Origin of the sequence: Candidatus Microthrix parvicella Bio17-1 (genome assembly GCF_000299415.1) — a bacterium.
Taxonomy (GTDB): domain Bacteria; phylum Actinomycetota; class Acidimicrobiia; order Acidimicrobiales; family Microtrichaceae; genus Microthrix; species Microthrix parvicella.
The window spans coordinates 998059-1019594 of the sequence record NZ_AMPG01000001.1; the positions used below are offsets into that span (position 1 = coordinate 998059).

The following is a 21536-nucleotide window of genomic DNA, read 5'->3' on the forward strand; positions in this document are numbered from 1 at the left end:
TTCGGGCGGCACCAACGAAATCCGAAGTGGCGCTGATCCATACTCACCCATTCACCCAGGTGATTTCCATCACTCCATGAGTCACCCTCAGAATCAGCCAACGAGCCACGCACGACGCTCGCTCACCGGGTTACAATCCGATTCAATCATGGAAGTTCAAAGCAGTTCACCTCCCCCCACATTGAACCCACTCGATCGTTTCCGGAGCTGGCTCTTCGTGCGCTCGGGCACGGCGCTTTTTCTTTTGACCGTGGCGTTCTTTTTCTTTCTTCGGGTCGGGTTTTCGGGCAACAATGCTGTCCCGGTAGGGGTGGTCAAAACCTTTCCCACCCCGACCACCGGTTCCTTCTCATGGTCAATCATCAGTCCGGCAATTGGTCGGGTGCTCGGGATAACAACAAAGGCTCAGTGGTTGGCCCTTCACGGCGTACTCCTCCTTCTGGTCTTTGCAGCGGTGGTCCTTCTTCTCCGGCAGAAGCTCACTCAACGGAGCTGGCGGGTGGCCCTGACATGGCTCTCGCTCTCGTCGGCGCCCGCCGCAAACCTTCAATGGATTGGGCTCTACGACCTGTGGATGCTGCTGGGTGGCGCGCTGCTGGGGCTGGGTTCAGGCCTCCCAACCGCAGTGGTCGGCGGCTTGGTGCTTGGCGCCTCCAATGCCGAACAAGGGGTGGTGGCGCTGCTCTCGCTTGGGTTCGTGCTCCTCGCCAAGCTTCGGGGTGAAGGTCGACAGTCCGAGTGGAAGATGATGGTCCTTCGACTATCCGCTGCCCTTTTTGGACTGGTTGTTGCCCGTATTGCAATCTCACTGTGGTTTACGGCCAGCGGCGTGGAAGTGACAACCAGGAGTGGGATCTTTCTTGGGTTCTCTCGGATTCGCTCAGAAATAACATCACAATGGGGACCACGGGCATTTTCGGCTGGTTCGGTTTGGCATGGATAGCCGTCATCCTGTGCCTATGGGGAATAAGCCAGGATCGGCTCGGTGTGGGCCTGGTCTCGATAGGACTCATTGGATTGCCCGCCCTGGTAACCATCACCACGCTCGACGGCACCCGGGTATTCGCATCCATCAGCTGGCCGGCACTGCTCGCAATGATCGTATGGCGGGTCACAGCAGAAGAAGCGCTGCCGCGAAACGAGCAGTTGCTTGACCAGACCGCATCAACAGCACTTCTGGCAAGCCCGATTGCGCCAAGTATCGTGACGCACCCTCGCAACTACCTCCAAACCCCATGGTCATATGTGACCGGTAGATTCTTTTCGTAGCCTGCTCGCCTACCTGGTGGTCAGATCAGCGAGCAGGTGGTCGAGCACCTGCTCCTCATGGATGGCGACGTTGTGGGCGGTCATCGCCTCAACAAGTCCTGGAGACCAAGGCGCGGCGACCCCAGTGGCGGGTGGACCCAGCGTCAAGGTGCCCGATGGCGCAGCGGCAAGGTAGTCGTCCACACCGAAGCGCCACGGATTGACGTCGTAACGATCGATGATGGCCTTGGCGATGCGCAGCCCGCCCCAGTCGAAGTCGCCGTGGTAGGCGAACACCGCCCCGTCGGCGGTCAGCAGATCCAACAACCTCAGCACGGCGGTGTTTGGCTGACCCTCGACGCACACCAAGGGCGCCGAGTCACCCTCCAGCGTGGTGGCGGCGTGTGCGACGACCGACGGGTTCTCGCAGATGCGAACCAGCGTTCCCTTCTTGATCCCCAGTTCGGCCTCTGCCAGCTGACGGAGCGTGAGCCGGACGGGCTCACCACACGACGCGTGGTCGCTGAGCACTGCAGCAATCAGGTCGGTACCCGAGGTCGGCAGGTTGAGAACGAGCGTGCTCACCGACAGGTCATCGCAGATCACACCTTGGCGGGCCCAACGCCGGCGCCAGTCGTTGGCCCCGCCGACGCTGGTCACCTCTCCCCGGGTCCCAGTATCAGACTCCTCGTCGGCCACCGCGGACATCGCCCGGAGCGCAGAATCGACCAGGCGGCCCAGAGCACGGTCCCGATCGAGCGCGTGGGCGTCACCGGTGAGCTGCGCCCCAAGTTGGGCCAGCGTGATGTGACTGGCTGGGAGGACCGCCACCACGTCGAGTACCCGGCTCGCCAGCTCGGCACCGGCGGAAACCGATCCGGCCATGCGGGTGGCCGCCCCACTCCGACGGACTTCGGCAATCCACGCCCGAAGCTCGCCCCGTTCGACCAGCATCGGGTGGGCCTCGGTCCTCGACCAGGACGTCTCCCGTTCGGCCTGTGCGCCGGCGCGTTCGGCCGGTCGATTGCGGATCGGGCCGTCGAGAGCCTCCAGCCATTCAACGAGGCCGACGGCGGCGGCGCCCCGACGCAGCCGACCATCGAGGTTCTCAAGCCGGACCGAGAGTGGCTTGTCGCCTGCCGCCGACGTGCCGAGTAGCCCGGCGATGGCCGGTCGCTGGGCGGGATTCAAACCATCGAGGCGCAGCGGGGTGCCCTCCAGACTGAGGCCGTTGCGTTCCAGCCGACGCCGGGCCTTGACCCACAGCGGCCCGAACTCGGCTCCCCGCAGTGCAGCCCGGGCGGCGACGCGACGTTCGTCGCTCACGTTCCGTCGGGATCGAATGCGAACAGGCCCTCGTCAGGTGCCACCTGCAACAGCGACTCGGTGGCGGTGCCCGCCAGCTCGTCGTCCTCGATCAGCTCGTGACCGTCCCAACGCAATGAAACGACGCTGACCCCCTCGGCGGGTGGGCGGCGCAGCAGGTCGTGCACCGCCACCGACGGAACCTCACCGTAGGCACCCCACAGCTCGTGGCCGGTGAGGATGACGTCCAGGTCAAAGGCCACCGTCAGCCCCATCAGCTTGCCCCGCATCTCCTCATCGATACCTGCGAAGGCCTCGTCGAGGGCGATCATGCGGGGAGCGGTGGGATCGGCACGGTCATAGTGGGCGGCCGCCGCCGCAAACAGCGGCTGGTGCAGCGCCATCGCCTGCTCGCCGCCGGAGAGCTGGCGGTACTGGTTGCGGGTCAGCTTCACCCGCTTGTTGTCGGCGGTTCGGAGATACGGCCGGAATTCGTGCCAGGCCCGGTAGTCGAGCGCCTTCTCCAGCGCCGCCCGGTACCCGGCGGTCGGGTCCTCCGCCCGTTGAGCGCGGATCACCCGCTCGAAGAACGACCGCAGCGCCTGGCGCTCATCCTCCCCCATCTGCTCGGTATCGTGACGCAACAACTTGACCGCCTGGCGGATACCGGGATCGTCGGTGTTGAGCTCCCAACCCAGGTCCACGCCAAGGCGACTGGTGGTGCGAACGTCCGCCAGTGCCTGGTTGACACCGGCCACGAACTCGTCGGCGTCGGTCAGCAGGCGTCGCAACTGGTGGGACACCTGGTTGAGCAGGAACCGTTCGAACACCTCCCGGTCGCCCTCGGTGAGGTAGCTCTGGAGGGCTGCGTCCTGACGGGCCAGTTCGGCGGTGAGATCAGCGAGCGACACCATGCCGGCGTCCGAGTTGATTTCGACGGTCACCAGGTCGTCGTCGTGTGGGAACGCGGCGTCGTAGCCGTGATGCAGCTCGTCGATCACCTTCTTCTGAGCCCGATCCAGCGCCGCGATGTTCTGCTCCCGCTGCTGCGGTGTCGGGGCGACACCGTCGAGGCGTCCGTTGAGCCACCGGGCGAACGCCACCGCGTCGACCGGCAGTTCTTCCGAGGGCACCACGTGGGCTTCCGGCCCCCGGGACGCGTCAACGCTGTGGTCGGGACGGGCGGAAGACCCGGCATCGGCCTCGATGGACGGCGCCGCGTCGCCGTCGCCCTGCCGGGTCTCCGAAGGATCGGGCGCCGGGGCGTCGGCCGGGAAGTGGTCCGGCAGCAACAGCGCCAACAGGTCGCGACGGCGAAGCACCGGCAGCCGCTCCGAACGCGCGGTCAGCGTGGCCTCGTGACGGGCGACCGCTGCCCGCGCCTGGTCGGCGGCCTCGCCGGCGCGCCCCCGCGAGGTCTGCAGCTCGCCAAGCGCCTCCCATAACACGTCGAAGCGCACCTCGATCTCGTCCAGGTCGGCCTGAGCCCGCTTCAGCGCCTCCAATGGCGCCTCGGCGTCGTCACCCAGGCGCTCGCGCAGGGTCGCTGCCCGGGAGGCCAGCGTCGAGTGTTCCTCCGCTGCCGCGGCCAGGTCCCGCTCGGCGTTGGACAGCAACTGTGTCGCCTCGGCCGCCCGTTCGGCATCCTGATCGGCCCGCTCGGCATCGCTCTCGGCGGTCCGGCGGATAGTGAGAGCGCTCCGGACGGCGCCCGCATATCGATCGACCAACTCGGTCACACGATCGAGCGAGGCGTCGTCACCCACCAGTCGGTGCCGGGCGGCCGTCGACTGAAGGTCGGACTCGGCCGCTGCGGCAGACCCGGCGGCAACCGACTCGGCCTCCTCTGCCCGCTCGGCCACCTCGCGGCGGGCCTCGGCGTGGGATCGGGCGCTGCGTTCGGCGTTCAACGACCTCAACAGTCCGTCCTCCGACGGCAGTGTTGAGGACGCCGCCCTCAGCGCGACCAGTGCGGCTTCCAGGGTCTGGAACACCGCAATCTCGACTTCGACCGCCTCGGCGGCGGCGACGATCAGGGCGTCGAGTTCGGCCAGGCGACGACGGCGACGCTCGGCTCGGGCGGTGGCCCCCACGTATTCGGGCTCGGGTTTGGTGGCCCGGCCCCGCAGCGGGCCCAGGGCGAACCGCCCGCCGGCGCTGACCCCTGATGCCCCGCGCCTTGGGCCGCTGTTGATGGCGCCGTGGTCGGTCAGTTCAATCGACGCCAACACCCGGGCGACGACCTGCTCGTCGAGGCCCGACCCCTCGGGCACCGACGGCACCAGAACCGAGGCCAGACCGGTGGGGTCTCCGGGTTCGGCGTCGCTGAGCGAGGCGAACCAGGAGTCGGCCGACCCTTCGGATGTCCTTGTGGCGGGCTCGTCCCCATCAGGCTCAATCCATGCGTCCAACAGCCCGGAGGCGTCCAGCGCCGCCTCCAATTGAGCCCGGTCGTGGTCGTCGACACCCGGTGCCCAATCACAGCATCGCCACAGTGGTGCGCCAGGACGCCCCGGCTCGCGTTCGGTGCGCCAGGTTGGTGGTGCCGGACCCGGGTCGGTCTCCGATGCCACCTCGTCTCGTTGGGTCTCCAGCGAACCGACGGCGGCCGTGAGGGTATCGATGTGGCCCTTGCTGGCGCTGCGGCGCTCGATGAGTCCAACGCGAGCCGGGTCGGTGGCTTCCCTGAAGGCAGCCGAGAGCGACGGTGCACCTGACTCCCCAACCGTACCGACGGCCGCGGCCAGTCGTTCGCGAACCTCCGCCGTGTCGACAGGTTGTGCGTCGACCGACGCCGGGTCACGTGCTTCCCGCTCCGCCGCCGCATCGACGACCTCGGCCAACCAGGGCGCACCTGCCACCCACCGCTCGACCGACTCGCTCAGCTCGGTGCGCCGCTGCCGGGTGGACGTCTCCGCCTCGGCTACGGCGACATCGGCCTCGTCGACGGCGCGCAACGCCTGGGAAGCGGCCTCCTCGGCTCGAGCGTGGTCCCGGGCCGCCTCGTTCCGCTGCACAAGCGCTGCGCGCACCACTTTGAGGTCGTCTCGGCGCGCCCGCTCGGCCACCCGCGCACCGGGCTCCAGGCGGTCGGGACGGCGGGCCTCGTCTCGGGTGAGCGTCCAGGCGATATCGGCGGCATCGGCAGCGTCCTCGACCTCGGTGAGCGCAGCCTCGGCTCCAGACAGCGACTCGGCGGCCCGCTCGGCGGCCGTCGACGCTGCGGATTGAGCCGCCTCCGCACGCCCGGCGCAGGCGTCGCGCTGCTCGGCGGCGTTGCGCTCGACCTTCGCAGCACGGCCCACCGATCCCTCCACCTCAACCAGGCTGCTGGCATCCCGGTAGGCGGGTGACTCCAGCACGGCGCTGCGGCGGCCGTCGGCAGCCGATCGCTCCAGTGCCGCGCCCCGGCGTTTGGACTCGTTCTCGGCGATCGCACCGTCGAGGCGCGTCGCCTCGGCCTCGGCGTCGACCACCGTGCGGTTGGCCCGGCGCAGCACCTGGGCGGCGTCGATCACCGCCGCCGATCGGCCCAGCGCCTCACCCCCGAGGTAGGCGACGTAGACGGGCACGAATGCGTCAACGATGGACCGGGTGACCTTCAGGTCGGCCAGGTCGCGCTGGGTGGCCTCGAGGTCGTCCAGGCTCTGGGCCACGTCATCGAGCACCCGATCGTCCAGCGACGGCAGGCCGCCGGAAAGCACCTCCGACAAGAGGCGAAGATCGAGCTTTCCGGCCAGCTGCGGACGGCGCAGCACTCGGATCAGGGTGGTGAGCTTCTGGTGGCGGTCCGCCCCCAGACCCAGCAGCGCACGATCGACCGCAGCCCGATAGGTCTCGGCGGTGTCGAATACGGCGGCGTTACCCAACTCGTCCCGCAGGCGGCCCCGGGTGAGGGGCGACCCGTCGGGCGCCAACTCGAAGTCGAGGCCGACCCGCTGGTCGGTTACGAAGAACCACGACGCGGTGTTGGTGGACGCCGCGGTGGCTCGGGCGCCGCAGCCGATGGTGAGGTGTTCGGGCGTCGCTCCATTGCCCGAGGCGGTCCGCTCGAACTCCATCCACACGTAGCCCAGCCGCTGCTCGTGACGGAACTTGCGCGACCCTGCATCGTCATCCCGCAGCACCCCCAACAGCAACGACCGCATCGAGCGACCGCCGGCGAATGGGTCCATGGCGTCGGCACTCATCACCCCCTCCACCAGGAAGGGAAAGAGCAGGGCGAGCGCATTGGACTTGCCCGAGCCGTTGGGGCCCCGGAGGATCAGGCGTCCGTCGGCAAAGCTGAACACCTGGTCGTCGTACTCCCACACGTTGCGGACGCCCGCCCGGTGTGGCCGCCACCGATCGGCCACCTCATCGGAGTTTGCCTGGTGGTCGGTGCCCGTCTCGCTCACGAGTGATCGTCTCCAAACAACTGTGACGTCAACGTGTTCTGCCTGGCGGCCACGCCGATCTCCGCCTCGGTGTCGGGGCGATAGCGGGCCAGCGCCGCGTGCACCCTCAGCCTGTCGTCCTCGACACCCAGCAGGCCAAAGCGGCCCAGCAACTCCCTCACCTCTCGTCGCAGCTTGTCGGGCGACTCGCGGTAGTCCGACGAGAACCTCGATCGGTACTCCTCGACGATGTCCTCCCAGGCCTGCTCGCCGGCAGCATCGCCCACCCATCGTTCGGCCGCCACGGCGGGCCGAACCTCCGGGTCCCGGACCATCTCGGCGGCGACCTCCTCGCCGGTTGCCGCCAGGTCGACCAACGCGGCACCCCACAACAACGCAGCCTGGGTGAGCGTTCCCCCGCCGGGGAAGCGGTGCTTCGACTCGGTGATCGGCTCGATCTGGGCGTCCACCAGGCTCATGCCCTCAGCCCGGGACTCGACGTGACAGCCGGTGAGCTGCTCCAGGTCGCGGACCAGACGGGTCCGTCGCTCGCGCACGTAAGCCAGCTCCTCCGGTCCGAGGTCGATGTACGACATCACCGGGCCCTCGACCAGTCGACGGGCCAGCCGGTGGCGCAGCGCCTGGGGCCGATCCTCCGTGCCGGGCGCGGTGGGTTCCACCAGAAAGTCGGCGGCCTCCCCAACGCCCCGCAGCACGCTCGGCGAGCTGACCAGCAGCCGGGACACACAGTCCCGGTCCACGTCATAGAGCGCATCACCCTCGGCATCGTGATCCAGCCACTGGTCGGCGCCTCCGTCGCGCAGGCCGAGCACGCCGCGGTCCTCCAGCCACGTGACCGCGTCGACGAACGCTCTCCGTTGTGTGTAGACGGTGAGGTCAACCGGCAACGCGTCGTCGCCCGAGCGCAACCGCAGCACGGCGTCGGCCAGGCGGGACGCAGTGGTCTGGTCGCCCAGCTCCTCCAGCGCCGCCAGCACCAGACACAGGAACGAACACGCGACGTGACCCAGCGGACGGAGGGTACGGGTGAAGGGCCCCCGGTGAACCGAGGTGGTGGCCGCCCGCCGATAGAGGCGGGCCGAGCTGCGACCGACATCGAGACGGAAGCCGAGCACCCGCGAGAACTCGTTGCGCAGCGGCACCTCCCAGCGGCGCACCGTCGTCAACGCCCTGGGGTTTGGCCAGGTTGGAGTGACCAACGGATGGCCGAGCAGCAGGCGGGCGGTGCGCTGGAAGTCCTCCAGTTCGCCGGCGTCGATCTGCACCGCCGCCCGCGGTCCGGCCGTCGTCCCGCCGAAGGGAGCGATCAGGCCCGTCGCATCGCTCACGGTGTCGCTCCGACCGACTCGATGTGCAGGCGATGCTCGCCGATGGTGAGGGATCCTCGGCGGGTCTGTATGACCATGCCGTCGGGGTCGCATCGAAATGTCGCCTGGGCGCCCTCGACACGCACCGGGTCGTCACTGCCCGGCTCGTCGCCGACCGAACGCAGGTGAGCGGCCCGGTCGAGCAGTTCGAACAAGATGGTCGCCTCGGCGTCAGACAACACCCGCCCTTCCACCGGTCGGGCGCACAGCCGCGCGGCCGCCTCGGCCCGGGCCGACTGGGCCGCCCGATGCTCGGCCATCAACTGCGCCTTGGTCAACGCGTAGTCGGTGGCCTGTGCCGGGCGACCGGGCGAGGGGCGGCGCCCGTGTTCGCGCAGCGTCACCGGCACGTTCACCGGCGGCGCATCCCACCACGAGTCCGATGCGGCGACGGACTCGTCGTCGGTCTCGCCATCGCTGAGATGCAGCGGCCGCCCCAGGCCGAAAGCGGCATCGAACAGTTCGGCGGCGGCCCGGTCGTCGATGCGCCGGAACCAGCGGGCCAGCACCAGCAGCTCGGATGCCCGAGTGATCGATCGCCGGGCGCTTTCGGTGACCTGCCGCAACAGGGCAAGCAGCTCGCGGATGGCGGTCGTGGTGGCCGCGGTCAGGTCATCAGCCCCGGAGGGTCGATCACCGACCGACACGAACCAGTCCGACAGGCCGGTCCAGCGATTACGCCACAGCGCGGCCCGGTCGCCGGTGTCAAACAATCCAGCAGAGTCGTCACCCGCCGCCGCCAACTCACCCAACCGTTCGATGCCCCGTTCGTTGACCGCCTCGACGCCCCGGGCCACCAAACCACGTTGGGTCATCAGGTGATCGAGGAACTGCTCGAGGTAGTCGATCAGCAGGTCCTTGTAGACCAGAAACCTGGCTGGGTCCACGTCGTGTTCCCGCCGCAGCTGGGCCACGGCAGCGTGGAAGTCGCGGGCGTTGGCGGCCAGTTCCCGAAGCGACCCGTCCAGGTCGCGCAGGCGCAGGTACACCTGCTCGGCATCGGCGCGGTCGATCGCGTCGGCCAGCAGGGCAAGGTTGTCGCGGATGTCCCGGAACAGTGTTCGCTGCAGCGAGCCGCCCTGGTCGGATGCCCCGAGCACGGCAAGCACCGCCTCGTGGGAGGCCTGACCGGCTGCGGTCAGCTGCCACAGTGACCGGCGCCGTCGGAAGTCCTCCAGGCGGGAGACCCGGACCGTGTCCTGGGTCAAGGTGAGGTTGCCCCAGTCGCGCAGCTGCTCCAGGGCCGGGTCCAGCCCTTCGACGTCGATACCCGCCCCGGTGAGTTCGGCCGCGATGCGCTCGGTGCGGATCTCGACCTCGTAGCGCTCCCGGGCGGCGACGAACACCGCCAGGATCGCCAGGTAGATCGGTGCGTTGGTCTCCGTGGCGGCTTTCAGCACCCTCAGCTTGTTACGTTCCTCACCATCGAGCACCCGAAGGTGCAGCGCACCGGGGCCTTGGTCCGGCATCGGCGATGCCTCGGCCTGCCGGTGATCAGCGCCGGTCGTGGCCTTGGCGGAGGGCTGCGCCTCCCCCGCCGACGGGACGCTGTCCAGAGGATTCATCGACGCGACGGTATCCCAGGCGCCGCACACCCTTCCCACCGGACCTGATGCAACCTTACCGGCGCCCCCAAGGCCGTCAACATGGTTGCAGGCGGCCTGACCGCCGACAGGATCGTCGACGAGCTTCCGTCGTTGGAGCTGGATGATGTTTCAGCTGCCTGACGATTCGCGGCTGAGGGCGTGCGGCGGCGCGGCGCCGCTCGGGCCAGGTGATCCGTCGCCCTCCACGTCGCCGAAGTTGAGCTTCGCCGAGTCGGCCGCCATGCGGCCATGTGCAGACGCCGCCGAGTCGTAGCCACCGCGAATCCTCGCCTTGGAGGAGTCGCCATAGTGCTCGGCCATGAACTCGTCGATGGTGTCCTCACGTGCCCGGAGCACCGGAAGAAACCCGCCGCCCTGAGTCTCGGCGACCTCGGACGCTACGGCTGCGTTGATCTCGGCGAGTCGTTCGCCGATGCGACCGGCGTAGGCCACCAGGAACGACGCTCGGTACGAGGTGCTCCGGGTTCGGGTGCCGGGCGGCGCCGACCTTCCCGCTTGGGCCAGCGAGGTCTGCGCCTGAATCAGCAAGGAGGTAAACAGCATCTCGACCGCCTCAAGGTCGGATGGATATCCGACGACGCGGGACATGTTAAGCCCGGTCATCATCAGCGCCCGGCAACGTGTCCGCTCGGCCACGATCTGCAGCATGAGGCCCTTCGCATCCCAATAGGGTGGATCGAGCGGAACCCTGATGATGCCCGGCTCCTCGCCGCCCGTGCCTCCAGCGTCGTCGAGCAGGGCGGAGTCGATGGCGTGGCGGGTGATCAGCTCTTGGGCCTTAGCGGTGAAGGCCATGGCCTCCTCCTCGAAGTCGGTCGACTCCGCCTTGGCCAGGAGCGCCCTGATGCGCTCCAACATCGGGTCGCGGTCAGCCGAAGCCGGGTCACGTATCGACCTGCCTGATGGAGCCGCACCCTTGGAACCGGGTGGTGGAATCAGCGTCTCCACCTTGGGCAAGTACATCACGGCCAGGACGTCGATGAGCAGATCACGCACCTCGGCGGCATCCAGGCCCTCCATCAGAGCAAACCTGCGGATCCACCCGGACTTCCCATCGGCGTCGGGCAGGCCCATCGCCTCGGTTTGGGCGATCCATCGCGAATCGAGCGTGGTCGCTCGCCGACGGACATCGTCGTTGGCGATGGCCTGGCCCACCAGCCGACCCGTGGTCGCACGTTTGCCGTTCAGCCGAGCCTGGCGAAGCAACTCTGCGGGTTGCCAACCACCGTCCCAGATCTGCCCAAGGCGACGGAGAATCGCACGCTCCCCCGCCTGGGCCAGCACCTCGACCGACACACTCCTCAGATCGTTGAGTATGGACGCCTGGTGCCCTTCGCTGTGGTCGATCCCGTTGGAGTTCTGATACCGAAGCCAGGCCGCCTCCTCCAACAGGTTGTGGGCCCAGCCCTCGGGGTCCTCCCGAAACGGCTCCCCGAACGGGTTAGGACCATCACCCGGCCTGGCGCCGCCTCGACCGCCGTGGCCCCCAGGTCGGCTACCGCCGCTGGGCCGGCTACCGCCGCTGGGCCGCTCGCGTCGTTTGGCCTTCTCTCGCGCCTTCGACTTCGCTTGGGTCTTTGACCTGGCTTTGGCCGCCCGCCTTGCCTTGCTGTTCTTTCCCATACGAGCACGGTAACGAACCCCTGTGACAGGCCTCGACGGTGGCCGCCGCGACGCGGGGATCCCGCCGCGCCACCAATCGAACAACTCCCCAACGATTTCGCTGACGTTCGGGAAACAGCGCGACCTCAGCCGACGAGTTCCGGGGTCTCGCCGCACTTCGACGCCTGAGTAGAGCCGTCGGCACCTGTGTCGTCGCGTGATTCGTCGTCGTCCAAGGCGCCCTCAACGTCGATGTTGGGCAGCAGTCGGTCGAGCCACTTTGGCAGCCACCAGTTCTTATCGCCAAGCAACTCCATGGTGGCGGGCACCAGCAACATGCGAACGACGGTGGCGTCCAGCAAAATGGCCGATGCCAGGCCGACCCCGAACAGTTTGATGATGCGGTCGTTCTCCAGCAGGAAGCTGCCAAACACGAACACCATGATGGCGGCGGCTGCGGTGATGACCTTGGCGGTGGCGGCCAGGCCGTCGGCCACCGAGGTGTGGCTGTCGCCGGTGCGGTGCCATTCCTCCCGCACCCGGGACAACAGGAACACTTCGTAGTCCATCGACAGGCCGAACACGATGGCGAAAAGCATCATCGGGATGAACGGCTCGATCGGTGCCGTCTCCACGCCGGTGATGCCGCTCAGCCAACCCCACTGGAACAACGCCACCACCAGGCCGTAGGCGGCGCCGATCGACAGCAGGTTCATGATCACCGCCTTCAGCGGAACCAGCAGCGATCGGAACACGGCCATCAGCAACAGGAACGACAGCGCAAGCACGGCCGCAAAGAAGTACGGCAACCGAGATGCCAGGTAGTCGGAGAAGTCGATCTGGATCGGCACCGAGCCGGTGAGTGCCACGTCCACGTTCGCGGCCTTCTCGACCTGAGGAAGCACCTCGGACCGCAGGCGCTTCACCGTGTTGGTGGTTGCCTCATCCTGCGGCGAACTGTTGGGAATGACGAACCATTGAACTGCCGTGGCCTTGGACGGGTCCTTGGTGTTGTTGGGCTGAGCCGGTGAGGCGAACACCACGCCCGGGTCGGCCTGAACCGCAGCCTGAATGGGCTCCAACATCTTTGGGTTATACCCATTGGGCAACTCGGCCACCATCAACATTGGACCGTTGAACCCGGGGCCAAACCCATCCGCCAAGAGGTCATAGGCCTTCCGGGTGGTGCTGGTCGCGGGGAAGTTGCCCTCGTCGGAAAACCCCAGCCGAAGGCCGGTCACGGGCAGCGCCATGACGATCAGCACGCCGGCGCCGATGAGCACCGACCACCACGGGTGACGCTGAACGATGCGGCTCCACTTGTAGGCGAATGTCTCCCGGATGGGCTTCTGGCGCCGCATGGGCACCTCGGCTTTGAGGGGCCCAACGAAGAACCCGGCGATCAGCACCACGGCTGCCAGTGGCAGGGTGAGATAGATCGGCACGATCTTGAGGCCCGCCAGAACGAGACCGATGGCGGCGATGCCGGCGGCGATCAGACCACGCCACCTGGTGAGCTCAATCCGGTTGCCGGCGAAGCCCAGCAGGGCGGGCAGCAGCGTGATCGATGCCACGATGGTGACGGTCACGACCGACGCCGCCCCGACGGCCAGGCCGGTCACGAAGCTGACGCCCATGATCAACATGCCCATCAGCGAGATGACCACGGTGGTGCCGGCGAACACGACGGCACGCCCCGCGGTGTCGATGGCGATGGCAATGGAGTCCCGCACGTCATGGCCCGCATGCAGCTGTTCCCGGTAGCGGGTGACGATGAACAGCGCGTAGTCGATGCCGACGCCCAACCCGATCATCACGCCGAGCACGGTGGCGAAGTCCGGAACGGAAAACAGGTTGCTCAGCAACGCCACCGCAATGCTGCCCACGCCAATGCCGAACAGCGAGACACCCACCGGCAGCCCCATGGCCAGCACCGAACCGAACGCAAGAATCAGAATCACGATGGCGAATGCCAAGCCCAGGATTTCCGACGAGGGGCTCTCAAACTCGGCAAACACCTGCCCGCCCAGCTCGACGTGCACGCCATCGATCTCCGGAATGGCCTTGTCGATCGCCTTGCTGACCTTCAGCCCGCTTGCCTGATCGATGTCGTCGGACAACTTCACATCGGCATAGGCGATCTTGCCCGCCTGATCGCCGAGGGGAGAGATCTGCCGCGCACCCGCTTCGCTGTAGGGGCTGACGACGGCTTCGACGTCGGGCAGTTTGGCCACCTGCTCAAACAGCTCCGTCATCGGCTCCTTCACTGCCGGGTCCGTCACCGGACGATCCGACTGGAACACGATCGTGCCGCCCTGTCCCCCAGCACCGTCGCCGAAGTCGTCCTGAAGGAGGTCGAGACCCCGGCGGCTCTCGACGTTGGGCAGGTTGAACTCGGAACGAAAGTCGGTGCCGACGGCGCCCGACAGGGCACCGCCTCCAACGAGGACGAGGAACCACAAACCGAGCACGAGGCGGCGTCGGTCGTGGCACCAGTTGGCGAGGCGTCGAAACATGCGTGGGGGCTCCCAGATCGGCTTCGTCCAAGCGGGCACGGCAAGAGGCGGCGCCGATCGGACAGTGTACGAAAACTAGCAATCAGCCCCGTAGATCACGAGCCGGCAACACCCAACGTGACCATTGACACCAAACCGGCGGCTCGCGCCTGCTTCATTGACGCCGGAGTTTGGTTGTCCCATTACGCCGGGTGGCGCTGGTCGATCCCCGTCATCAGACCTTGATACTCCTCGTCGGTGAGCGATCCGTCGCCGTACCCCTGCTCGATGGATGCGACCAGATCGACACGCTCCGATCGAGCGACCACCAGGGTGCACCCTCCGATGCGAGCCAGTGGGGTGTCGAGGAATGCGAAACGCAGGTAGGCGGGCGGGAGCTCTCCAGCGGTCAGCAGCAGCACACCGCGCAGGTCGTTGTCGCCGGTGTCCCGGTCCACCCGTAGCCGTTGTCGGAACGCATCGTGATCAAACAGTTCGCGGGTGATGAGGTCACCTGCCGGCGATCTGATCTCGGCCACGAGCGGGCATTCGAGCGTCCGAGCATCGAAGCCCGGGCGATCGTCGTCGAACATCACCTGCATGACCGTGTGGTCGGTACCCTCGATCCGCTTCGAGTCGACCGAGATACCCAACACCCCCCGCTCGTAGGGGTCCGACCCCGTTGCGGTTTCCGCCTGCGCAGCCACCCCTGACAACTCGACCCTCAGCAACTCCATCTCCCGGAGGCTATGAGTGCCGGCGCCGCCATGCCGAAGCCACATCTGGTGGGGCGGAACCAACCCGACTTCCACCTGACGGAGCGTCAGATGCTGGTAGGTTCCGACGGCGGTGCCACCAGCGGCGATTTCAGCAAGGCTTCGGGGGGAGCGAACCTATGGCACAACCTGCGGCTGCATCGGCCGACCAAGCGCCTGCAACCATCGAGCCGAACTACGTCGTCATCTCGGCCGATTGTCACGGCGGGGCCAACATTGTCGACTACCGGCCGTACCTGGAGCCCAGGTACCACGACGATTTCGATGCGTGGCGCACGTCCTTCGAAAACCCCTACCCCGACATCGAGGGTGACGACGCCGAACGCAACTGGAACTCGAACCGCCGCCTGGCCGAACTGGAGGCCGACGGGGTGGTGGCCGAGGTCGTGTTCCCCAACACCATTCCTCCATTTTTTCCCAAGACGTCGCTGATGCATCAGCCGCCGGGAGCGTCCGACGGCGATCTCGAGCGTCGTTGGGCCGGCCTTCGCGCCCACAATCGCTGGCTGGCCGACTTCTGCGGCGATGCCCCCGGGCGCCGGGCGGGCATCTGCCAGATCATGTTGCACGACGTCGAGGGATCGGTCAGCGAGATCCGCTGGGCGGCCGAAGCGGGCCTCACAGGTGGGGTGCTACTTCCCGGAGCCCCTCCCGGATCGGATGTGCCACCGCTCTATGCCCCGGAGTACGAACCGATCTGGTCGGTGTGTGAGGAGCTCGGCCTCCCGATCAACCATCACAGCGGCAGCGCCGCCCCCGACTACGGCGACTATCCGGCCGCACAGGCCATGTTTCTGCTCGAGGTGGTGTGGTGGGCGCACCGCACGCTGTGGCACCTCATCTTCTCCGGCGTGATGGAGCGGCACCCCAACCTGCAGTTCGTGTTCACCGAGCAGGGCACCGCCTGGCTACCGGAGGAGATTGGGCGGTTGGACTACTACCACCACCGTCTCAGCGGCGCCGGTGCCGCAGCGGGGTCGCAGGAGTCCAAGTTCGGCGGGGCGATGGGTGCGCTGTCGCTGAAGCCGTCGGAATACTGGGCCCGCCAGTGCCAGCTGGGTTCCAGCTTCATTCGGGCAGCAGAGGTGCCCCTACGCGACCAGGTAGGCGTCGGGCGCATCATGTGGGGCAGCGACTTTCCACATCTCGAGGGGTGTTGGCCGTACTCCCACCAACACCTCCGCCTGGCCTTTGCGGGCGTACCCACCGACGAGGTTCGGGCCATGGTGGGCGGCAACGCAGCCCGGGTCTACGGCTTCGACCTTGATGCACTGGCGCCGCTGGCGGCCAGATTTGGACCGACCGTCGCTGAGGTGGCCCAGCCCCTTGGCGTCGAGGACATTCCCGACGATTCGCTGCGCTGCCCGGCCTTCGCATCGGCCAGGTTTCTGGGCGGGTAGCCCGCCGGCCACATCCACACTTCGACTTCGACACTTCGACACGCTCCAGCATCCGGGGGGATCACATGAGTCAATTGAGATACGGGCCACGGCCGGTTGCCGACACCACCGACGGCAAGGTACCCAACCGGGAGGTTGCCGCCACCAAGATCGGGGCCTGGTCCACGTCGCTGACCGCCACCTTCCTCACCGATCCCGAGGTGATCGCCGCCGTCCTGCCCCCTCCGCTCGAGCCGCCCGCCGAACCAATGGTGAAGGTAAGCATCTCGAGGGTGGACCTGGGTGGAGGACGAGCTCCGTTTGGGGCAGGCACCTTCGCAGTGGCGGCCCGCCACCGGGACACCGAGGGCTACTACCCCTTGCTGATGCCGATGACCACCGAGCAGGCCGTCATCGGCGGCCGCGAAACCTTCGGAGAACCCAAGAAGCTTGCGGACATCACGCTGGAGACCGTGCCGGAGCAATCATCAGGGAGCGCCGTCCGCGGGCTGGTCACCAGGATGGGGGTGGGCATCATCGAGCTTGACGGCACGTTGGGCGACGAGTTGGACCCACCCCCGTCCGGGGAACGTTTGGACTACTACCTGAAGTTCCTCCGCGACCCGGGCGGCGCAGGCTTCGATGACGACCCGTGGCTGGTGTACTGCACCCGCGAGACCGAGACCCGCAGCCATCGGGCCGCCAACGTTGCCCTCACCCTGCGCGAGTCGCGCTTCGATCCGGTGGCCGACATCCCGATCCTCGGACCGGTGACCGCCACGCTGTCCGAGCGGCGGAGCCAACAGGCGGGCCGTCTGGTGGAGCGGGTGCCCGCGGCCGACGTCCTCCCCTACGCGCACCAACGTTATGACGACGTGTCCCCAGTGGACACCCGGAAGTAGGTCGGAGTGAAGCAGTTCACCGACCGGGTTGCCGTCATCACCGGTGGCGCAGGCGGCGTCGGGGCGGCCATGGCCGAGCGCTTCGCCACCGCGGGCATGTCGGTGGTGATCGCAGACCTGGCCGAGGATCGCGTCGCCACCACGGTCGCCAAGCTCGCCGGGCAGGGTGCCAGGGCCATCGGCCTGCCCACCGACGTTGGCGATCTCGCGTCGGTCGAGGCCCTACGCGACGCTGCCTACAGCCACTTCGGCGCCGTGCACGTGCTGTGCAACAACGCCGGCGTGGGCGCCGGGGCGGAGGGAAAGATGTGGGAGCACACGCTGAACGACTGGGGCTGGGGCCTCAACGTCAACCTGTGGGGCATGATCCATGGGGTCAAGGCGTTCGTGCCCGCCATGTTGGAGGGCGGCGAGCCGGGCCACATCGTCAACACCTCGTCGGGCAACGGCGGCATCGCCCCCCTCCCCAACACCGCCGTTTACGCCACGTCCAAGGCCGCGGTCACCGCCTTCACCGAGGTGCTCTACGGCCAGTTGCACTCAATCGACGCCAACATCGGCGTGTCGGTGCTGTACCCCGGTCCCAACGTGTTGAAGACCGGCCTGCTGGAGTCGTCGGGCCACCGACCCGACGCGTGGGCCAACGACACGCCCCGCACAACCCCCTACACCACCATTGCGTCGTTCGAGGCCGCCATGTTGGCGGCGGGCGTCGACCTCACGTACACGCCGGTGGAGTTCGTCGCCGAGGCCACCTTCGACGCCATCCGGGCAAACAGGTTCTGGATCCTCCCCGAGAGCGAGCGGATCGACCAACGCATCCGCACCCGGGCCGACTCGATGTTGGCCCGTTCCCAACCCACCTACATGGAGGCCTGACGTGACCCAACCCACCGACGATCCGTACCTGGTCATCTCGGCCGACTGCCACGCCGGACTGCCCAACGAGCAGTACCGGGAGTGGCTCGACCCGGACGTTCGTGAAGCCTTCGACGAGTCGATCATCGCCCGCACCCGGCAGCAGGAGATGGCCGCACAGGGGTTCCTCAACACCGACTTCGCCGAGGAGTGGAACGCCGAGAACGAAGAGGGCCTGCGGGGCGGCTGGGACGGCGAGCGGCGGGACAAGGAGCTTTCGGCCGACGGGGTGGTGGGTGAGGTCATCTTCCCCGACGCCGACTCGGTGACGTCGGGCGCCTCGGCACCGTTCGGTGCAGGCCTGGGATCCGGATCGGACACCCCACCCGAGTTGCTGCTGGCCGGGGCCACCGCACACAACCGTTGGCTGGCCGAACTGTGCGCCACCAGCCCCAAGCGTCGTGCCGGCATCGCGGTGGTGCCGATCATCGCCGGGGTGGACGAGTCGGTCGCCGAGATCCGTCGTGCCCACGCATCCGGCCTGTGGGGCGGCATCCTCATCCCGCCGATGTGGCAGCCTCACGATCCCTACCACCACGCAAAGTACGACCCGATCTGGGCGGTCTGTTCCGAGCTGGGGCTGCCGGTGCACGTGCATTCCGGCCCGGCAGACAAGGCCTCGTACGGGCCCCACATCGGGATCTACACCACCGAGGTGCGGTTCTGGTCTGGTCGACCCCTCTGGTTCCTCATCTGGTCGGGCGCGTTCGAGCGGTTCCCCGACCTGCGCTTCGGGGTCACCGAGTGCGGCGCCTTCTGGGTCAACGACCTGCTGTGGCGCATGGACCTGGTGTACGAGCGCGACCACGGCAGCCAGAAGCTGGGGGAGCAGCTCACCAGCGATATGTCGATGCGGCCGAGTGAGTACTTCGATCGCAACTGCTTCATCGGTGCCTCCAACACGCTGCGGGTGGAGATGGCCCGCCGCTACGAGATCGGCGTGGGCAACATCCTGTGGGGCAACGACTTCCCTCATCCCGAGGGCACCTGGCCCCACACCGCCGAGTTCCTCGCCGACGTGTTCCGGGACATCCCCGACGACGAGACCGCCGCAATGCTCGGTGGCAACGCCGCCGACATGTACGACTTCGACGTCGAGGCCCTCCGCCCGTTGGCCAACGAGTTTGGGCCGACCCCAACCCAGCTGGGCCAGCGCGGCCCGCAGAGCCAGGCCGACATCGAAGCCAAGTGGGCGGACGCCAAGCGGGCGGGCCGGCCGTGGCGGACCGGCATCGAGACGTGGCCCAGGGCGGCTCCGGCCTCATGACGGTCGCTGTGGCGCCACAGTTCAACCCGTTCGACCCGTCGTTCACCGAGTCGCCCTACGAGCTGTATGCCAACCTGCGCGACAACGACCCGGTGCAGTACTCCGATCTGCTGTGCGGCTGGGTCGTCACCCGCTACGACGACGTGGCCGCCCTGCTCCGCGATCCCACCATCTCGTCATCGGTCCACAGCGCCACGCCAACCTCGGTCACCAAGATCGAGATCGAGCGTCTCGCCGAGCAACCCCGTGCCGCCCGCACCATCGTGATGATGGACGACCCCGATCACGCCCGAACCCGCAAGCTGATGGCCAAACCGTTTCGTGTGGCCGCCATCGAGCGGTTGCGGGGACGGGTTCACGAGCGCATGCACACCGCGCTCGACGAGCTTGCAGACCGTGGCCGCACGTCCGGGGGAACCGCTGGGCCGGTCGACTTCGACCTGGTCGAGGACTTTGCGTACCCATTACCGGTCGAGATCTTCTCCGAGATGCTGGGCGTGCCCGGTGAGGATCAACCCAAGTTCCGTCGCTGGACACAATGCGTGGCCCGCTCGGTCGACCCGGTCCTCCCGGCCGACGAGCGCTACGAGTCAATCGTCGCACTCGACGAGATGTATGAGTACCTCGCCCACCAGGCCGCCCTGAAGCGCGCCGAACCGGCCAATGACCTGATGTCGCACCTGGTGCATGCCGAGATCGACGGGCAACGGCTGAACGATCTCGACCTGATGAGCCAGCTGGTCACCCTGTACATGGCAGGGCACGAGCCCACCTCGGTACTGATCGGCAACGGCACGCTGGCACTCACCCGCCACCCCGACCAGATGGAGATGCTTCGCAACGACCGCTCGCTGCTGCTCAACGCCATCTCAGAGCTGTTGCGCTACGACGGACCCAACCAGTTCACCCGCCGCATCACCACCCGGCCCACCACGCTCGGAGGGGTGGAGTTGCCCGCCGGAGCCGTCGCTTACGCAGGCCTGGCATCAGCCAACCGCGACCCCCGGTTCTGGGGCGACGACTCCGAGCAGGTTCGGGTCGACCGGGCCAACGCCTCCAAGCACCTTCAGTTTGGCGCCGGGCCCCACGCCTGTTTGGGCTCGCATTTGGCCAGGCTTCAGGCCGAGGTGGCCTTCACCGCCATCCTCGATCGGCTCGACGGTTTGGAGGTCACCGGCCAACCGGTGGCGGCCACCCGCATGTTTCTGCGCGGCCTCACTTCGCTGCCGGTTCGGGCCACCATCGCTCCACGCTGAACTCTGTACCGGGGAGGTCCCCGCCGTCACGTCGTCCCGCAGCGATGACACCCATGCCCCATCTGGGTGCGATCGCTGTGGGACGGGCCTCAGTGATCGCACCCAGTTCGACCGCGGGTGCGATCGCTGTGGGGTCAACCAGCGCTGAGGGCAGACCCGTCCGCGTTGCGTTCGGCGGTGAACCCATCCTCGGTGAAGCCGATCACCTTGCCCCGGTTGATGCTGACCCAATCGCGGGCCTCCAGGTAAGGCTTGAAGGTCTCGGCGATGCGCACCTCGTCGGCGGTGGTTTTGGGTTGTTGTAGCTCGAAGACGTCGGGAAACTCGCACCAGGCGGTCACGGCGTGCCACAGCCGCACGGCGGCCTCACCCGTGGGTGGGTTGATCAGTACCGGGCCAAACAGGCAGCGCTCGCCCAACCCGGCGTCGTCGAAAAACAGGGTTGGCACGCCGTATCCACCGGAACCAACCACCCGATCGTGGTCGGCCCGTACCTCGTCGTTGGTGGACGGATCGGCGAGCGCCTCATCGACCATGCCCGGCTCAAGTCCGAGCTCCGCCAGCAGGTGGCGGGCCACCGCCGGGTCGTGGGGACGTTGGCCCTCCTCATGAAGCGCTCGACCGGTTCGCTCGTACCAACGGTCAAGGTCGTCGTTGCTTCGTCGGCGCAGCAGCGCCCCGATGCGCATGATCGACCAGCCGTAACTCCACTCGCGCTCCCACGGGTGCTTCCTACCCTCCACCCGGTTGATCTCCTCCAGGCTGAAGAACCGCCAGTCGATCGTGATGCCCAGTTGGTCGCGCACCGAACGAATCCACTTGGACGTCTGGTAGGCGTAGGGGCACAGCACATCGAAGTGGAAGTCGACCCTCGTCGGGCTCGGCCCGCTCGACGTCTGAGTGCCCGCTGGAGCAGCGTTGGTTGGTATCCGGTTGGATGGCAGAGCTTCGGTCATGTGGTGGCCCCCTCTGCCGGTCAACCTACCGACGGCCAACTCGAAGGAACGCCACGCCTGC

14 protein-coding genes are annotated in these 21536 nt (G+C 67.4%); 6 read left to right on the forward strand and 8 right to left on the reverse strand.

All coding sequences use genetic code 11. The features are described 5' to 3' along the window. The first annotated feature begins 148 nt into the window (after positions 1 to 148). Entirely contained in the window at positions 149 to 943 is a 795-nt protein-coding gene (locus MPARV_RS0104900) for a hypothetical protein (protein WP_157789462.1), read from the forward strand. Between the two features lie 335 nt (positions 944 to 1278). Here MPARV_RS0104900 and MPARV_RS0104905 read toward each other — a convergent pair whose 3' ends face one another. From MPARV_RS0104905 to MPARV_RS0104940, 7 genes are all read right to left on the reverse strand, one after another. Then, positions 1279 to 2574: a TIGR02679 family protein gene (locus tag MPARV_RS0104905; RefSeq protein WP_020377450.1), complete on the reverse strand. Its 1296-nt coding sequence runs from the start codon at positions 2572 to 2574 to the stop codon at positions 1279 to 1281. Next, complete coding sequence (locus MPARV_RS0104910; protein WP_020377451.1) at positions 2571 to 6950, reverse strand: TIGR02680 family protein; 4380 nt, start codon at positions 6948 to 6950, stop codon at positions 2571 to 2573. Before MPARV_RS0104910 ends, MPARV_RS0104905 begins: the two co-directional genes overlap by 4 nt. After that, positions 6947 to 8278 carry a TIGR02678 family protein gene (locus MPARV_RS0104915; RefSeq protein WP_020377452.1) on the reverse strand — a complete coding sequence of 444 codons (1332 nt, stop codon included), beginning with the start codon at positions 8276 to 8278 and terminating at the stop codon, positions 6947 to 6949. Before MPARV_RS0104915 ends, MPARV_RS0104910 begins: the two co-directional genes overlap by 4 nt. After that, positions 8275 to 9882, reverse strand: a complete 1608-nt coding sequence (locus MPARV_RS0104920; RefSeq protein ID WP_012224534.1) for a TIGR02677 family protein — start codon at positions 9880 to 9882, stop codon at positions 8275 to 8277. Before MPARV_RS0104920 ends, MPARV_RS0104915 begins: the two co-directional genes overlap by 4 nt. Positions 9883 to 10032: 150 nt before the next feature. Then, entirely contained in the window at positions 10033 to 11547 is a 1515-nt protein-coding gene (locus MPARV_RS22240) for a DUF2786 domain-containing protein (protein ID WP_020377453.1), read from the reverse strand. Between the two features lie 125 nt (positions 11548 to 11672). Next, the gene (locus MPARV_RS0104935; RefSeq protein WP_020377454.1) at positions 11673 to 14042 is read right to left on the reverse strand and encodes an MMPL family transporter; all 2370 of its coding nucleotides are present in this window, start codon (positions 14040 to 14042) and stop codon (positions 11673 to 11675) included. 182 nt (positions 14043 to 14224) lie between these two features. Beyond that, complete coding sequence (locus MPARV_RS0104940; protein WP_020377455.1) at positions 14225 to 14758, reverse strand: hypothetical protein; 534 nt, start codon at positions 14756 to 14758, stop codon at positions 14225 to 14227. 158 nt (positions 14759 to 14916) lie between these two features. Between MPARV_RS0104940 and MPARV_RS0104945 the strand changes: the two genes are divergently transcribed. From MPARV_RS0104945 to MPARV_RS0104965, 5 genes are all read left to right on the forward strand, one after another. Further along, entirely contained in the window at positions 14917 to 16197 is a 1281-nt protein-coding gene (locus MPARV_RS0104945) for an amidohydrolase family protein (protein ID WP_020377456.1), read from the forward strand. 65 nt (positions 16198 to 16262) lie between these two features. Beyond that, positions 16263 to 17078 (forward strand): acetoacetate decarboxylase family protein, encoded by an 816-nt coding sequence (locus MPARV_RS0104950; protein ID WP_020377457.1) that lies wholly within the window; start codon positions 16263 to 16265, stop codon positions 17076 to 17078. Positions 17079 to 17084: 6 nt separating this feature from the next. Then, positions 17085 to 17957: an SDR family NAD(P)-dependent oxidoreductase gene (locus tag MPARV_RS0104955; protein WP_012224522.1), complete on the forward strand. Its 873-nt coding sequence runs from the start codon at positions 17085 to 17087 to the stop codon at positions 17955 to 17957. Between the two features lies 1 nt (position 17958). Next, positions 17959 to 19263, forward strand: coding sequence for an amidohydrolase family protein (locus MPARV_RS0104960; RefSeq protein ID WP_020377458.1), 1305 nt, complete (start codon positions 17959 to 17961; stop codon positions 19261 to 19263). After that, positions 19260 to 20519, forward strand: coding sequence for a cytochrome P450 (locus MPARV_RS0104965; RefSeq protein WP_031277295.1), 1260 nt, complete (start codon positions 19260 to 19262; stop codon positions 20517 to 20519). The genes MPARV_RS0104960 and MPARV_RS0104965 overlap by 4 nt, the downstream gene beginning before the upstream one ends. Before the next feature lie 134 nt (positions 20520 to 20653). Here the strand turns inward: MPARV_RS0104965 and MPARV_RS0104970 are convergent, their stop codons facing one another. Further along, complete coding sequence (locus tag MPARV_RS0104970; protein WP_012224517.1) at positions 20654 to 21475, reverse strand: DsbA family oxidoreductase; 822 nt, start codon at positions 21473 to 21475, stop codon at positions 20654 to 20656. Positions 21476 to 21536 lie beyond the last annotated feature (61 nt).

Excerpts from the sequence above, each read along its gene's own strand:
- MPARV_RS0104945 (WP_020377456.1), top strand. The coding sequence starts at position 14,917 with ATGGCACAACCTGCGGCTGCATCGGCCGACCAAGCGCCTGCAACCATC.
- MPARV_RS0104940 (WP_020377455.1), bottom strand. The coding sequence starts at position 14,758 with ATGGAGTTGCTGAGGGTCGAGTTGTCAGGGGTGGCTGCGCAGGCGGAA.
- MPARV_RS0104965 (WP_031277295.1), top strand. The coding sequence starts at position 19,260 with ATGACGGTCGCTGTGGCGCCACAGTTCAACCCGTTCGACCCGTCGTTC.
- MPARV_RS0104935 (WP_020377454.1), bottom strand. The coding sequence starts at position 14,042 with ATGTTTCGACGCCTCGCCAACTGGTGCCACGACCGACGCCGCCTCGTG.
- MPARV_RS0104970 (WP_012224517.1), bottom strand. The coding sequence starts at position 21,475 with ATGACCGAAGCTCTGCCATCCAACCGGATACCAACCAACGCTGCTCCA.
- MPARV_RS0104950 (WP_020377457.1), top strand. The coding sequence starts at position 16,263 with ATGAGTCAATTGAGATACGGGCCACGGCCGGTTGCCGACACCACCGAC.
- MPARV_RS0104900 (WP_157789462.1), top strand. The coding sequence starts at position 149 with ATGGAAGTTCAAAGCAGTTCACCTCCCCCCACATTGAACCCACTCGAT.
- MPARV_RS0104920 (WP_012224534.1), bottom strand. The coding sequence starts at position 9,882 with ATGAATCCTCTGGACAGCGTCCCGTCGGCGGGGGAGGCGCAGCCCTCC.
- MPARV_RS22240 (WP_020377453.1), bottom strand. The coding sequence starts at position 11,547 with ATGGGAAAGAACAGCAAGGCAAGGCGGGCGGCCAAAGCCAGGTCAAAG.